The organism is Moorena sp. SIOASIH (assembly GCF_010671925.1).
In the GTDB taxonomy this organism is placed as follows: domain Bacteria; phylum Cyanobacteriota; class Cyanobacteriia; order Cyanobacteriales; family Coleofasciculaceae; genus Moorena.
Map to the genome: position 1 here is coordinate 654700 of NZ_JAAHIH010000004.1, position 15915 is coordinate 670614.

11 protein-coding genes and 1 pseudogene are annotated in these 15915 nt (G+C 41.7%); 2 read left to right on the forward strand and 10 right to left on the reverse strand.

Annotated features, from left to right (window positions below):
- Positions 1-72: 72 nt before the first annotated feature.
- From F6J90_RS24145 to infC, 3 genes are all read right to left on the reverse strand, one after another.
- Entirely contained in the window at positions 73-564 is a 492-nt protein-coding gene (locus F6J90_RS24145; RefSeq protein ID WP_293023467.1) for a cyclic nucleotide-binding domain-containing protein, read from the reverse strand.
- Between the two features lie 248 nt (positions 565-812).
- A complete protein-coding gene (locus F6J90_RS24150) occupies positions 813-3803 on the reverse strand; it encodes an MFS transporter (RefSeq protein WP_293099266.1) in 2991 nt (996 codons plus the stop codon).
- A gap of 200 nt (positions 3804-4003) precedes the next feature.
- Positions 4004-4534, reverse strand: a complete 531-nt coding sequence (gene infC / locus F6J90_RS24155) for a translation initiation factor IF-3 (RefSeq protein ID WP_008188853.1) — start codon at positions 4532-4534, stop codon at positions 4004-4006.
- Positions 4535-4750: 216 nt separating this feature from the next.
- Here infC and F6J90_RS24160 point away from each other — a divergent pair, with 216 nt between their 5' ends.
- Complete coding sequence (locus tag F6J90_RS24160; protein WP_293099268.1) at positions 4751-5662, forward strand: alpha/beta fold hydrolase; 912 nt, start codon at positions 4751-4753, stop codon at positions 5660-5662.
- Positions 5663-5680: 18 nt separating this feature from the next.
- Here the strand turns inward: F6J90_RS24160 and F6J90_RS24165 are convergent, their stop codons facing one another.
- Complete coding sequence (locus F6J90_RS24165; protein WP_293099271.1) at positions 5681-6022, reverse strand: BON domain-containing protein; 342 nt, start codon at positions 6020-6022, stop codon at positions 5681-5683.
- A gap of 596 nt (positions 6023-6618) precedes the next feature.
- Between F6J90_RS24165 and ilvN the strand changes: the two genes are divergently transcribed.
- A complete protein-coding gene (gene ilvN / locus F6J90_RS24170) occupies positions 6619-7137 on the forward strand; it encodes an acetolactate synthase small subunit (protein WP_293099273.1) in 519 nt (172 codons plus the stop codon).
- 18 nt (positions 7138-7155) lie between these two features.
- Here the strand turns inward: ilvN and F6J90_RS24175 are convergent, their stop codons facing one another.
- The 6 genes and pseudogenes from F6J90_RS24175 to F6J90_RS24200 all read right to left on the reverse strand — a co-directional run bounded on the left by F6J90_RS24175 (position 7156) and on the right by F6J90_RS24200 (position 15874).
- The gene (locus F6J90_RS24175) at positions 7156-8772 is read right to left on the reverse strand and encodes an ATP-binding protein (RefSeq protein WP_293099275.1); all 1617 of its coding nucleotides are present in this window, start codon (positions 8770-8772) and stop codon (positions 7156-7158) included.
- Positions 8773-8970: 198 nt separating this feature from the next.
- Positions 8971-9915 carry a lysylphosphatidylglycerol synthase transmembrane domain-containing protein gene (locus tag F6J90_RS24180; RefSeq protein WP_293099277.1) on the reverse strand — a complete coding sequence of 315 codons (945 nt, stop codon included), beginning with the start codon at positions 9913-9915 and terminating at the stop codon, positions 8971-8973.
- Positions 9916-10688: 773 nt separating this feature from the next.
- The gene (locus tag F6J90_RS24185) at positions 10689-12380 is read right to left on the reverse strand and encodes a GH3 auxin-responsive promoter family protein (RefSeq protein ID WP_293099280.1); all 1692 of its coding nucleotides are present in this window, start codon (positions 12378-12380) and stop codon (positions 10689-10691) included.
- Positions 12381-12768: 388 nt separating this feature from the next.
- Positions 12769-12958, reverse strand: a pseudogene (locus F6J90_RS24190) (helix-turn-helix domain-containing protein); the annotation flags it as partial.
- Between the two features lie 913 nt (positions 12959-13871).
- A complete protein-coding gene (locus F6J90_RS24195; protein ID WP_293099283.1) occupies positions 13872-14066 on the reverse strand; it encodes a hypothetical protein in 195 nt (64 codons plus the stop codon).
- 140 nt (positions 14067-14206) lie between these two features.
- Complete coding sequence (locus F6J90_RS24200) at positions 14207-15874, reverse strand: hypothetical protein (RefSeq protein ID WP_293099285.1); 1668 nt, start codon at positions 15872-15874, stop codon at positions 14207-14209.
- Positions 15875-15915: the final 41 nt, after the last annotated feature.

A 15915-nucleotide genomic window follows, 5' to 3' on the forward strand; every position in this document is an offset into this window, starting at 1 on the left:
GTTAATGATTAACGGACTTACGAGCCAGGTCTAGTACCCAAAAAAACTAGTATCAAAAAACTAGGACTGATCTTAAGCACGGAAATCAGTTAAACGACTTCCGACCCTTCTCAAATCCGATGGTGCTTTTTTAACCTGATCAGCATTCAAATTTCTGTTAAGTTCGCGAATACGGCGGGACAGCATACGAATAATCTTAATTGCAAATTCTGGTGTCTCATCAATGGCATCATAGAGTTGTAGCTGTGTCAACATCAAACAATGGCAAGGTTCGATAGTGGTCACAGAAGCGGAACGAGGTTCTGCATCAAACAAGGACATCTCCCCAAAGCAGGCTCCTTGCTTGAACTGTGCCAAATTCCGCTCACCAATGTGAACTCTTACCAAACCTGAGACTACAATATAAAGTTCCCTACCCTCTTCCCCTTGAGCAAAGATGGTATGGTTAGAAGGAAAGTCTAGCTCGTCCATCACAGAGGCTAGTCGCATCAGAAAATCGTCCCGCAATTCGTGAAAAATTGGGACACCCCTGATAAAAATTAAACGATCAATGCTAGATAACATTGGTTAGCGGTTGGGTTAGCGGTTGGCTGCTAGCGAATAGCCGTTGTGTAGTAAAATACAAGTTTAACCCATACCGCTAATTGTTGATAGTTAATGGCTCACTAGACCTAAAGGTGGAATTAAGATTCAAGCAATTTACTGTGGTACTTTCAGACATTATTTCACCCCTAGGTCTACTGTCCACAGTCATGAGAGATTAGAGACGATGCCAGTAAAGTTTACAAAGAATAGGCAACTATCCCATCAAACTATCCCATAATCTCTTGTGCTTGAGCAGCTACCAAGGGATCTGGGTCATTCCTAAGCACTGGCAATAACTCTGCACAAGCACGAGGTGACATCTCTTTGAGATAAGCCACAACCGCTTCCCGCACAAAACCGGTAGGATGACGTAGGCAACTCAGAGCTGCTGCTGGTGCTAGGGAACAGTGTGCTGCTCTGGCCACATGAAAACAACACGCTAGAGGCCAATCTGACAGAAAATGTCGTAACTCGATTAACCGACGTAAGCGATCGCTTACACTCATGGGTTGATAAGGCACTAAATCCACTAGGGCAGCTAATTTTTCTTTCAGAGAACGCCGGTCTAAAATTGACAAAAATGCTTTCTTATTAGGAATATCTAGGGTATTATCCAAAATTTCTAACCCTAGGGCAATGTTTGACCGAGAATGGGATGCTAGATTAAACTCAGCTGCTTTGATGGCACTCGATGGATAAAGAAACTTCATGAGTAAGAAACACACATCCACAAGATCTTGTTGAAGATCATTAAGCCCCTGCCGCAGCAAATCTGCCTCCAGTCCAGCTATTTTCTTTGAGGTCAAATCCAGCAGTGCGCCATAAATTTGACCCAAAAACATCAATTCTTGCTCAATTAAGGCTTCTACGACCCTACGCCCTAACTCGTTCATCACCGCTTCAATCCCAACTTCCCCTGGAATCTTCAGCAGGATCGTGAGAATATTACGGCGGGTTGTCCCCCAACTACTCATCAACTGTTGTACCAAATGCTTCATAGCTTCAGGAGTACCCTTCTGAGTTATAGCCTGGAGTCTGCCAATCTCACCGAGAGCCATCCAAGCTTGCCGCCTTACTGGGTCTGGCTTGTGAATATCTTCAGACAAAACCTTCAATAAAGGAATGGCTTCATCCCCTTGCTTGACCAACGCCATACGAGCAGCATTGCGGGTAGAGGTGTAGTAGAGTGCCTTGACTAAAGACGGATAGTACTTTTCAAATCTTTTAGCAGCAATCACCTCTAAACAAGCACAGCGTACCTTTAATGACTTATCCCTTAACAGGTCATCAATATAAACCACCAAGGATTCCAAGTAATCCATCTCTGCCAAAGCTCGGGTACCCATCAACCGTTCTTGCTCTTTTTTTGAGGTGAGCATCCGCCGCAGGGTTTTGACGGCTTCAAATTTCTCTTTTGGTGTACCCCGACCCATAATTAAAGCAGCTGCTGTAGCTCTTACGGTTGGGTCAACAGCCGGTTGTAGATAAGGCTTAATTGTCCGAATATTCAGGTCTTCCTGAGCTAACCAAAGATAGCGCAATGCTAAGGCCAGGACTTCTACTGGTGGTCTTTGATCAATCAACCCAGACACATCTTTTAGACAATCTGGGTTGGGATAGGGCAACATCACCTCTAAACTCTGGCGCTGCAAATCTGTAGACATTTCTCCCAGCAAGGGAGAAAGAACCTTACTCGCTTTTTCCGGAGCCATTTGAGACAACAGTTGAATGTAAGCAGAGCGGTTCTTCGGCTCAGTTTTCAGTCGCTTTACCGCTTCCTCAAAGACGGTCTTAGTATCCAGGAAAGTGGTATTGGCAGAACCCAAACGTCCTTGCTCAGCATTGATCAGCAGCAATGAACCATAATTAGCCCGCATCAACCAGGTACTCAGCAGCCATAATAGGGCAAAAATCACTACCATTAGAATAAACACCCAATGGCGCAATGGCTCAAAATTGGGGAAAGCCCAATCCAGCAGCCCAATGGTGGCTAAAATGCCAATGCCAGTAATGCCAGCAGTCATGGGTTTGGCAATCCCTTGTACAGCAGTCTGCACCACAGAGCGTAACCCTGACGGTAAGGCTTGGAAGAGTACCGGTTCAACACTAGCGATTAAAGTAAAGCGCAATAGTTCATCTACGAATCGGAGTAAGACTACACCAATAAATAGCCCTGTGATCCAGCTAGGCAACCCAATATTAACCTTTAGCCAACTTTCCATGTTAGCTAGGGTAACTAAGCCAATCACAGATAAAGCACCAGGTAATACCATAGCGCTTAGGAACAGACCAAAGCGATCAATCACCCGACTAGAGATAAACCATTGGGTCACCAGTTCAAAAAGTCCCAAAGTGCCACTGAATAGACCCAGAAAACCAGCAATTGCCGAACTATCGAGGGTTTCCTCCAATTGACCCATATACTTAAATTCAATTAGGAGGTACAGGGCTTCCCCTAAGATAAAAAACGCAAATAAAGGGATGACATAGCGTCTGAGGGATTCACTCGGCTGACGCACAGCAAAGTCTGGCTCAATTTCTTCCCACTGTCGTGCTGGGGAGTTAGGAAAGGCTTGCTGGTAGTGCTGACATATATAAACCAAGGTCAGTGCTCCGATGAGCATCATGCCAGACCCAAAAGCCACCACATTCTTGAGTCCCACGAACAGCAATAATAGAGGTAATGAGAAGCCAGAGAGGACATCAGCTACCAAAAGCCCACTGGAGATTAGGGGGTAGGTACGCTTAATTTCCCGAATGTTGAATAACTGATTAGCCGCCACCTGGGAATTAAGGTCATTGAGGATGTACACCGCATCCATCCACAATCGCAATAGAAAGATGGTGACTACAGGAATATAGCCATACTCGATCTCCAAGCCTAGGCGGAACACTAACAGGGGTAAGGCAGCTAGGATTGCGATCGCTACCAAGACTGACCTCAAGGGTAAAATGCTCTGCAACCAGGAGTATAATACTCCCAGTCCAGAGCAGATCACGGAACTAGCAATATAAATCACCGGTAACCACTTCGCGCCATATTTCTCTAGAAACAAGGCAATGGCACTGTACTCTAACCAAAGCAGTCCAATGGAAGTGGTGGTATGGAAGGCGAACATCAACAATGTCCGCTCGCCTTCTTCTGGGCGAAGATTCACCCACTCTAGGATTGTTCTAACCCAGTCACCCTTCAGGCGAGTCGGAGATGGCAATTTCATAGACTCCTTCGTCCTTCGTCACTAGTCCTCAGTCAGTAGTGCTTGGTATTTTAAGCTGCTTGATCCGTGCATGGGTATTCAGATCTGAATTCCAGGCACCTGGGCATGTGGGTACCAATGACTAATGACCAATGACTAATGACCAATGACTAATGACCAATGACTAATGACCAATCACTGATGACCAATCACTATAACCACTATTTTTTGGGGGAGAGCAACATCATCATGTTGCGACCTTCCCGCTTAGGGGCTTGCTGGACTTCTGCCAATTCCTGTAAATCTTTAGCCATGCGCTCGAGTAGTGCCTGGGCTAAATTACTATGTTGGATTTCTCGACCTCGGAAGGTAATGGTAGCTTTGACCTTATCGCCAGATTTCAGGAAGCGCTCCGCTTGATTGACCCGCACATTGTAGTCATGGTCTTCTATTTTGTAGCGCATCTTCACTTCTTTGACATCAGCCGTGTGCTGCTTCTTCTTTGCTTCACGGGCTTTCTTCTCTTGTTCAAATTTGTACTTGCCATAGTCCATGATGCGACAAACTGGCGGATCTGCCTTGTCACTAACCAGGACAAGATCTAACTCCTTTTCCTCAGCAATCCGCAGGGCATCTTGAGGTGTGATTATACCCAGCTGTGCCCCATCGGTATCAATGGCTCTAATCTTGGGAAACCTAATTCTTTCGTTAATTTGGGGTAGATCGCGTTGGCGTCTTCTATTATCACTCACAGGCGTTTGTTTATTTTCTTAAGTGGATTAATCAAAAAATCGACTTACTACATACACTTGCCATTTTACTAATTACTTTCTTGTTTCTGTTCAAATTATTAACTTAACTTTCCAAACCAAGGCCTATGGAATAGTTATAACTTACTCCTTTGCCTGATAGGGAAGGCATAATGGACTCAAGAAGCTTTGTAAATATTTTTGAAGTTGAGGCAGTTTGTGACCAAATCTTTGCATTGGCAGCAACGAGTTGGTAGTCAAAGGGATTGGGTCTGGCGGGGTTGGCCGATCCGTTATACCTATTTTCGCTCACCCCAACCCCTAACTGTCCAGCCCACAACACCAGTTATTCTGCTTCATGGGTTTGGTGCTTCGGTAGGGCATTGGCGCAATAACCTAGACGTAATCGGTCAACATCATACCGTTTATGCTTTAGATCTGCTGGGTTTTGGGGCATCCCGGAAAGCAACGGTAGACTACACCATTGACCTTTGGGTAGCTCAGGTTTATGAATTTTGGCAAACTTTTATCCAAAAACCGGTAGTGTTAGTAGGTAACTCCATTGGTTCGCTAGTTGGTCTAGGAGCAGCAGCAACCCATCCAGAGATGGTTAAAGGTCTGGTGATGATTAATTTACCAGATTTCCAAGCCCGAGAAGAAGCGATTCCTAATTGGCTGGTACCGATAGTCTCAACTGTTGAGAGTCTAGTGGCATCACCAGTGCTACTCAAAGCCCTATTTTACGTGGTACGACGTCCTGCGGTTGTGCGTAAGTGGGCAGGGTTAGCTTATGCTAATCCAGAGGCAGTTACAGATGATTTGGTAGAAATTCTGAGTGTCCCTGCCACCGATCCTGGAGCTGCGGCCACCTTTAGTAGACTTTTGAGAGGGATGAGTGCTCCTAACTTTAGTCCAGCGGTCAAATCCCTATTACCTACATTAGATATTCCTATGCTATTGATGTGGGGACTAGAAGACCGGATGATTCCCCCCATGTTAGCTCGCAAGTTTGTTAAACTCAATCCTAATTTAGAGCTATTGGAGTTAGATCATGCTGGTCACTGTCCCCACGATGAATGTCCGGAACAGGTGAATCTGATCCTATTAGAGTGGCTGGGAACTAAGGTTTGATTATCCCCAAAATTGGTATTAGCTGACGCTCACTTGATCAGTGTCAACCTCCGTGCAACCATCCACACCTGAGGCAACACTAACCATCTTATCTAGAACCTCCTGGCTAGCTACTTCTCCTTTCAACACAACTTTACCGCCAGTTTGAGCAACCCAGAGCCTCTCCTCGTCATCCAGCTCGTCGTCTTGGTCAAAGGCCCAAACAACTCGCTTGGCAAGGCCGCTTTGGTCGTATTCTCCGTTTAACCCCACTCGCTCTGGGGCAATGTCATCTCCTGCTGGTGCATCTTCTGAAGGGGTACTAGCTGCGGCAGCTTCCTCTGGGCTTCCAAATCCAAACATTCGTTTTAACCAACCCATAAATCTTTGGTTTCACTCCAATCAGTTTTTACCGATTTTTATCTTACCGAGGAATTTTGCAATTAGCTGCCTAGTTTCAGAAAAAATATATCTTTAGATACAGCAGACTGTTACTAGAGTTCTTGGTTACTCAAAACCTGGATAAAATGGTAGTTGGTTTGTAAGCATTCAGCCGTCAGCTGTCAGCCGTGAGCTAAAAGCTCACGCTACTTGAGGTGCTTAAAATAAAATCGAAAGTCTGGGGAAAATATCTTGGCCGTTGGCCAAACTACTTGAGGTGATTTGTGGCACAGGCTTCTAGCCTGTGACCTAACCTCTGGCTGAATGCTGAATGCTGAATGCTGAATGCTGATAGCTGAATGCTGAATGCTGATAGCTGAATGCTGATAGCTGAATGCTGATAGCTGAATGCTTACCTTGGTTTACCGTTGACCGTTGACGCTTAGCTTCAAAAAACTTAACAGTTAACCGTTGCTCCTCCCTTATACCCCCTTAAAAAAGGGGCTAGTCAACACTTAACAGTCAACAGTCTCACCAATAAATCACGTTGATAGCAATTTAGGCAGCACACGCCCCCACCACTCCCAAGTCACACTATGAAACATACCCTTTCCGTTTTAGTTGAAGATGAAGCCGGTGTTCTAACTCGCATTGCTGGTTTATTTGCCCGTAGAGGCTTCAATATCGAAAGTCTTGCGGTTGGACCAACTGAGCAGGTTGGTATATCTCGAATTACGATGGTAGTACCTGGAGATGACAGCAGCATTGAGCAGCTGACTAAGCAACTCTATAAGTTAATTAATGTCCTAAAAGTACAGGATATTACCACAATTCCCTGTGTCGAAAGGGAGTTGATGCTGCTAAAGGTTAATGGTACCAGTTCCAACCGCTCGGAGATTATTGAATTAGCCCAGGTGTTTCGTGCCCATGTCGTAGATACATCTGAGGAGTCACTAACTCTAGAAGTTGTGGGAGACCCTGGGAAAATGGTAGCACTGACCCAAATGCTGAATAAGTTTGGTATCCGCGAAATTGCCCGGACTGGCAAAATCGCCCTAACCCGAGAATCGGGAGTCAATACTGAATATCTCAAGTCTTTGGAGGCAAAAGTTTAATTAGTCTTTAGTCATTAGTCATTGGTCGTTAGTCATTGGTGATTGGTTCGTCTGTTTTGCCTGCAAGCCTTTATGATATGAACCTACAGGAATTGCGATCGCAAATTCTGTTCCCTTACCCGGATTAGAGGTACATGTGATTTGACCACCATGCTGTTCAACAACAATTTTCTGGCAGATATCTAGACCTAAGCCAGTTCCCTTGTCGATTGATTTTGTGGTGAAGAATGGTTCAAATATCTTCTGTCTGATCTCTTCTGTCATTCCCGGACCATTATCGATAATTCTGATCACGACCTGTCCACCAGAACTTTCCCCTTGATCACCATCGCTGCCTAGAAATTCTGTCCGAATGGTGATATTAGGCAGTGCTGGTGTCTTTTGATTTACACCTTGCGGGGAATCAGAAGACTGAGGGGAAACTCGAACCTTAAACCTGTCTACCTGAACAGGTGAAGAACCTCTAACAAAGAACCTATTAACCTGTGCCTCTTCTAGAGCATCAATGGCATTGCACAGCAGGTTCATCAACACTTGGTTGATTGGACCAGAGTAGCACTCCAGTAAAGGGAGTTTTCCATAGTCCTTGGTCACGGTAATCCCGGGATTGTTTCCTTTGGGCTTTAAGCGATTATGGAGGATAGTCAGAGTACTATCAATCCCTTGATGAATATTCACGCGCTGCTTTTCATAGGTCTCCTGTCGGGAAAAGTGGCGCACTGACTGCACAATCTGTTGCAAGCGTTCTGCACCTAATCCCATGGATGATAGGGCTTTGGGAAAATCTTGGATTAGGAAATCTAGGTCAATTGCATCGGCGTACTGTTGAATTTCGGCTACAGGCTGGGGATAGTGTTTGGCATATAATCCCAACAGTCTTAATAAATCTTCGCTATAGTCCCTTGCTGGAGTCACATTTCCACAGATAAAGTTAAGTGGATTGTTGATTTCGTGAACAACACCAGCGCATAACTTCCCTAAGGTGGACATTGTTTCACTTTGCTTTAACTGCTCTTGAGCCAGTTGCAGCTTCTTTAAGACATTCTCCAGTTCCTGGCTTTGGGCTTCTAATTTTGCTTGTGCTGCTTGTAAAGCTGCTTCAGTTAATTTTTGTTTAGTAATATCTTTTACAAAACCTTCGTAGTATAGAATGTAACCAGTAGCATCACGCACTGCCCAAGCACTTTCGCAAATCCACATTAGGGTGCCGTCTTGGCGATAGACCTGGGATTCAAAATCCTCTACCAAACCCCTCAAGTGCAGTAGGTCAAGGAATTGATAGCGTCGCTGGGGATCTTTGTGAAGGTACTGCCCAACACCAGTTAAATGACTGAGGAATTGGTTAGGTGATTCATAGCCATATAGTCTAGCTAGTGATGGATTACAGGCTATATAGTAACCATCAGGGGTGATTTGAAAGATACCATCAGTCGAGTTTTCAAATAGAGACCGATATCTCTGTTGGACTGCTAAGAGAGATTCTTCCACTCTTTTACGGTCAATTATTGGCTCAGCTAGTGTCTGATTGGTAGGTTGCCAACTAGTTTTCCACTTGGTGAAGTTTTTGTGAACCGTTGGATTAGGTTTGACCCGCTTGCCAGAGCTAGGGGGTAAAGTTCTGCGACTTATTAACATAGATTGTTGCCTCACCTTTTTCCCTCACGACCATGACTATTGAGCATTTTAGCTGCCTGTTGAAGGATGGGTTTCCGGTACAGACTATAGTATTTGCTGTTGGAGAATTGTGCCATCCCTGAGCGGTTTTTTAAAAAAATATTAACTAAACTGCTCCGAATTTAAACAAATTTAACATACATCTGGTCTTGACAACAGTCATTTTCCCAAGTGGCGGACTGTAGTCAAATATTTTCCTAGAAAGGGTAATCCACCAATGGCGGGAAGTAGGTAGCGGGAAGTACACAGCAACCCTAAGGCGGCAGCTGTAGCAGCCGGGAAATAGGGTTGGTAGAAGAAAATTAGCGCAGCGTCACGGGTGCCAACGCCGGCAAAGGTGAGTGGTAACAATCCCGCTAGAATGGCTAGGGGGGAGAGAGCGAGATTAGTTAAAAAGGGTGTCCAGGCGTTGAGGGCGAGGATAAATAACCAAATTTGCAATAAGTGTAAGAACCAGATAAAAATTGAAGTTAGGGTAATTTTGAATAACTGCTTGGGGTCATGCCAGAAGTAGGCGTGCATTTCCCCCCAAGACGTTTGCATTTTTTCTAGCTTTGAGCGGAATTTTTTGGGTGCAATTTTTTTTGTCAGCAAGAAAAATAAATGGGCAAATTTGCGGGAGCTTAGCAGGAATAGCCCTAGAATTAACCCGAAAATTATCCCAGCGGTCATCAGCCAAAAGAAGTCATTTTTGCCCGGATATAGTAATAAACCAAAGACACACCATAGCAGTAGAGACAGCATGTCACAAGCTTTTTCGAAAATCACGATGGCTAACGACAAGCTCCCAGCTAAATTACCCCGCTGCTTCATAAAGTAGGCTTTAGCAATATCTCCCATTTTGGAAGGCAAGACCATATTCAGGGTACTGGCAGCTAAAATCAGCCGATTGGCTTCCCAAAATCGGAGTTGGGAACCCGTCGGCATTAGTTGTTGCAGTCGCCAAGCCGTGAACAGGGTGATCGGAATCACCATACCGAGACTAATCCCCATCCACATGCGATCGCATTCTTTAAATACAGCGATCAGTTCGGGAAAGTCAATTTTGGTATAAATTACCCCTAGGATGAGTAGGCTGATGGCAATGGAGATGAGTCGTTTCATGGATTAGTAGCAATAGGCAACAGGCAATAGGCAATAGGCAATAGGCAATAGGCAATAGGCAATAGGCATTTGTAACAATTTAAAAGCGAGTGCATTTTGTCAACACGTCCAAAGATAGAAATCTATAAGTATGCTAATATAGCAGTTTTTAATTGGGGATAAAGTCCTGGGTTTTTGGGACTAAGGCCTTGGGCCACGCGGGGCGCGTTCGGAGCAGGGACTAAGGCCTTGAGCCACGCGGGGCGCGTTCGGAGCAGGGAAGTCAGAAGAGTAACCCACCCCTAACCCCTCCCAGGAGGGGAAGAGGTAAGAGGGAAAAAATCCTGTGTACCTCATAGCTATGAAAAACGCTGTATAGCAGTCGCCAGGGCAGTTAGGACATCACAAAAGTCTCAAACCTAAGTAAGCGCAAGAGTTTGACTTCTGACTTCTGACTTCTGACTTCTGACTTCTGCTATAATTGTTACTCCTTTTCCTGACACTCAGCGTAGCCCTGAGCAGTTTTTCTTCCAACCAATTTGCTGAAAGACCCTTGACAACTGGCATACAAGCTTAACTTGTCACCAATGGAGACGGAGGAACTCTTGTCTGCCAGTACATTTGCCTAAATTTTACGCAAATTCAGTTTTTCTTTGTCCAAAGTCCAATTAAGTAATGAGTAATGAGTAATGAGTAATGAGTAATAAGTAAGCAGACCCTGTTAGTTCTGTGCCCCCTCTTGTAGGCTTAGTCTTCACATAAGTTGTACAACTCATTTAGATTCGCTATAGATATCAATTTGTTGCTATGATTCGATTTTCCTGAAGTAATTTAATTAATTCTGGTTTACGAGCATATCGAGGAATTTTTATCTGAACTTCAGGGACTCCTTGAGCTGATAAAATTTCTATCGCCGTGCGAAATGTACCTTTTTGCACTAATAAAACTTGTGCTTTATGAATTTTATTAAGAGTAGAATTTATATGGTAACCAGAATTAACTATTTTTAATTTTTTTTCTAATTCTTTACTTAAGGTCTGCTCTAATTGAGAAACTTCCGTAGCTGAAAGTTGATAATAATCTGCTAATTCCACAAAGAAAAGATAACGTGGCGGTGAACAATTGATATCAATCATAGTGGTATAATCAATCAAATGATAAGATTGACTTTCCACAGCTTGATTAATACTCCAATGACTCATCTCTTCTGTAGTTTTTTCTCCTGCTATATCTAATAAAGTTCCGGCCCGACCTTCTAATTCATATATTGGTAACTCATTATAGCGATCAACAACTTTAATAATATCTCCCATGCGGTATCGATAAAATCCCTTATAATGGGTCATTACTACCTCATAACTTTCTCCTTTTTTCAGTTGATGAACTTCTAATGTAGTAGGATTAGGAGATGTTGTTTCGGCTACGGGTATATATTCTGTATATCGTTCTTGTGGCACAGGAATAAAACGAGCAATATGTTTTCCGGGCCAAAGATTAATACCTAATAAACCTTCACTTGCACCATAAGCAGCCGAATAAACAGGTACATTACCAATATAAGGTTGACACTTTTCTACATAAATACTAAAAGTTCCACCAGCTAAACATCTAATATACTGTAGATTTGGCCACACTCGACTTGCGATATTTTCCAATCCTTCTTCAAATAGATGTACAAGTTCGTCAGCTCTTTGGGGATTGGGTTCAAGGTCATCTAATAATTTTTGTTTAATTTCTGGAGCTATTATAAGATAATTGTTACTGATTGTTCCTAAACGAATATCTTTTACTATTTTTTGCCAATTTTCTTCAATACATCGGAAAAAATTTAATACAGCTGTAGCAAATGTGCTGTTTATATATAAAATATTAGGGTTTTTCAAACCATAAAAAGCATGAAGATAAGCGGCTGTTGGATTATGTGTAATACTAAATACCTCTTTAGGAGAAGTAAAAGGAAATGGTTCTTTTTTCATTAGTTGTGGAAGTTGGGCAGATGAAGCAAAGCCAACTCGGATCCCATTTTTAGTTTTGTACTCCAATCCATTAGCATTAACAATTAATAGAGATTGATTAAATTCTTTAGTTAAATCTTTAGTTAAAGGAAAAGCTTGATGAACTGCACCTTCAATAAGTAAACTCCAGGGAAAAGCAGAAATATCTTTCGTCGCCGGAATCAGTTTTTGCTTTGATATACTTGTAGTTCCTGAACTTCTAGCAAAGAAAATAGGTGAATCCTTTGACAATACATTTTCTTCCCCATCAAACATTCGTTGTATAAAAGATTCATAATGCTCGTATTTAGTGAGCGGATGAATTTGTTTAAATTCTTTGAGATTAGTAATTTTTGCAAAACCATATTTTTTACCGTATTCTGTATCTTTATTATGAGATATAATTTTTAAAAGAGTTGACTCAATAACCGATGCAATTTGTTGAGAATCTTCCTCGAATTTTTTTTGTACTTGCTCGATTTTTTCTTGCATATGATTGAACATTTATTAAACCACAGTAATAATTATTGCTAAACTTTGCCCCCCCGTACCCAACATTTTACCATGCTGCTGTTCGTCAAGGGCCTGACCGCAGACCTTGCTCTGCCCCAGAAATACTCAAGAAAAGATAGTGTTTTTAAGTCGGCTGGGCTCCTGCTTCGCCCTTGACTCAGATTCGATAGTTAGTTCAAGGCAATGATGGCATGGTGTTTTTTTTGCCATGGGGGGTGTGTTCTCTAGTTTTTTTAATTATCATTATCATAAGACTTTGTTTATATCTTTGGAGGTGTTGACAAAATGCACTCGTTTTTAACTTGTTACAAATGTGGTTGAGGTGGATGTAAGTCGCCACCTTTTGAGCAACTTTTTTCCAAGTGCCTTTTGGTCCACGCTTACCAGGAATGACTCTGGGCATGCCGTTAAATAGGGAAATTTGCCAAAATCTGCCAACTTTTTGAGCGCCCTTAATTCTGCCGTTTTTTGAGGAGTTGGCGAACTCGTTGGACACAAATACCTAAAAGATAAGCTGCTTGAGTGGTGCCAATTGTAGTTATGTCTTTTGCTGCCATGTCTTTCACATTTAATCTAGCGCTATTGTTTGTTCATGTTTTTACGATAACATGAACAAACAATAGCGCTAGTACTTTAGAAAATTTGTTACATAATTTAATATTATGTTTATATAGCGTTATTGTTTTGAAGTTGGAGTCGGAGCTAAGCTGTTAAAGTAGCGCTGAAGTTCTATGACCTTAGAATAATTACTATAGCGCTATTACTTTTGGGGACAGGTGATCCAAACAATAATTAGCAAGATAAATAGCGCTATAGTTTATTAATGGAGTATGAGCTAAAGGAATAATATAGCGCTATATTTTTGACAGCAATGGAATCCAATTTACCGAAAAATTAAATAGCGCTATAGTTTAATCATCACAGTGAGGACTAAAGTTTAGTATAGCGCTATAGTTATTCAGTTTAATAATATAGCGCTATAACTTAGGGCGGAAGGCATGATCGAATCAGAGGTTAATTAAATAGCGCTATAGTTTAGCCATAAATTACTGACAAGGTAATCAGCGGTAAGTCTTGGCTAGAGGAACTGGCAGCTATCCTCAGCTGATCTGATCTGGGTTTTGAGGTGATTATACCTAGATTTTTAGATTATTGCGATCGCAAACATAAATCCCTGACATACATGGGTTTTTATAGTTAGGCAATCCCTGTAACCCTTATTTTAAAAGCGATTCATGGGCTTTTTAGCACCTTAGTATTGGGCAACTTGAGTTTATGTCTTGGAGTCATAGGGATCTGTTTAACATAGCGCTATAGTTAGTGAGGGGAGTAATTAATAAGCGCGCTAGTTTTTATGGGGCGGAAGACTTATCTAATCACTGCTCAATTAAATAACGCTATAGTTTTGAAAAGCTTCATTACACAGTATTTCACTGATCCACTCAGCAGTATTTTCGAGGTAATCTGATCTCAAAAACGCTGCTCGAACTTCAACCATTCATAATCATCCAAGGTTTGTACCTCATCACTTAGGTCAACCCACGGTTGTAATTGTCCTGCTTGAAAGGTACGGCTCATGACCACATAAATCGATGTCTGGTCACCACCAATTCCGACACTTTGTACCGACTTCCAAGACTTAGCTTGTAACTCATCAATGACCAACCATCGCTCACCTTGCCAATAAAAATATCGGCGAAAGCAGAAGGGAGCGTCTTTTTTACCAGTAATTAATAATTAGGGTTAGTCAAACTCTTTTTTAAGCTGGGTTATGAGGATTAGATGGGTTTGCCCTAGCTGCCCACCTACTTTATTTCGTCATTGGGCTTTTGTATTAGCTTGTAAAGGTTTTCGTTCTGACCATCAAAAATTATTTCTATTGTTGTGCTTGGCATCAATTGTGAATAATGCGTTTCGTTCAAGGGGCTACCCTGAAGAATAATGCAATTTTTATCTATAAGATTACTTAAATCTAATTCTTGATTAAAAGATTCATATTTACGAGACCAGATATTGTAGAAAACTGCATCAGTAAAACTAGATTCTAAGACCTTAGAAAAGTTATGTGAAGCAAAACTGTTACCAAACTTGAGTGCATATTTTATATCGCTAGACGAATAATATGTTACGTGAATACAATTATTGTAATTTTGCTGAATCAGCCGATTAATAGTTTGAATTTCACCCCGATAAGATTGATAACTATTTTTATTAGTTAACATTAGCTCATAGGTAACTGAGGCACTTGCTGTAACATACACCGTTAACACAAGTAGACTTAGTTTTGCATAAATACTTGGTTGTAAAAGAGTAGTCAGTTGTTGTTCAAATAGAGTAACTTGCACCCAAATCAGCAGACTACATAACCCCATAGATGGGGTTAAATAATGAGTAGCAGGGTGTTTTAACGTAAGCATTATTTGAAACCCAATAATCAACAAAAGACATAAGTACAATAAATAAAGCTTTTGAACGGGGACGATAGGAGAGTATTTGTGTTTTAAATCGAGATTTTGTAAGGTCGATCTAGCCAACCAAAACCAAACAGTAACAATGAAGAAATTTAATACCGATAAGCCAACAGTATAAAAGAAAAATCTATCCTGGGGAATCAAGTTAATAAAGGTGCTTGGTAAATTTGAAATATCAACTAAACCTGGATTACCACTGCCATAGTGTCCTGTATGGGTCGCAATCGACGTCAACCAATTAAAAACACGAGGGTATTGGGAAAAAATAGGAGATGTTGTAATAAAAAACGTGACTATTGTTGTAAAAATTGCTAATCCTTTCTGAAACCAACCAGGAAGCAGCATAATCACCAGTATCATGGGAATAAATGTGACTTTTGTGGATACCCCTAATCCCAAAACTATACCGATAGCTAGGGCAAATTTAGGCAATCGGGCTCTCTCTGTGTAAAGATAAAATAGCAGCAGAATCACCAACACTTGAGTCAAAGAAAGTAGTAGGGTTTCCGGTCTCACACGGGTGGATTCTTGTAGGGGAGTCCACAAAAAAGGTCCTAACTGTAATAGTAAACTCAACGCAATATTCTGAGAGAAGGCAAAAGCAACTAAACCCACCAGCAACAAGCAAGATGTTATGATAAGAAGCAGGATGATGTTGACAGTGATCAAATAAAACTCAGGATTTTGCAGTACAGATTCTGTAATATTAGAAACAACAGAATTCGTCAGGGACTGAATAAAATAAGTGATTTGAATAACAATAGCACCAAAGACTTGTAGAGTAGTGCCCGGATGATCGGTATGACCAGGTGTTTGGAATTGGATGATATTTAAAAAATTTAGGAGATAAGCATACTCAGGATCAGAGTTTCTTCCAAGCCAATATGGACCGAATTCCTGTCTAAGAATCAGAGAAATGACAGGGAAGATACCTGGAATAATAAATAAATAAAAAAATTGCTTTTTTTTAGATATTTTTTTTAGGAAACTACTGATGTTCATAGAAGCCTTAACATAGTTATTTGATCTAGTATTATCATATT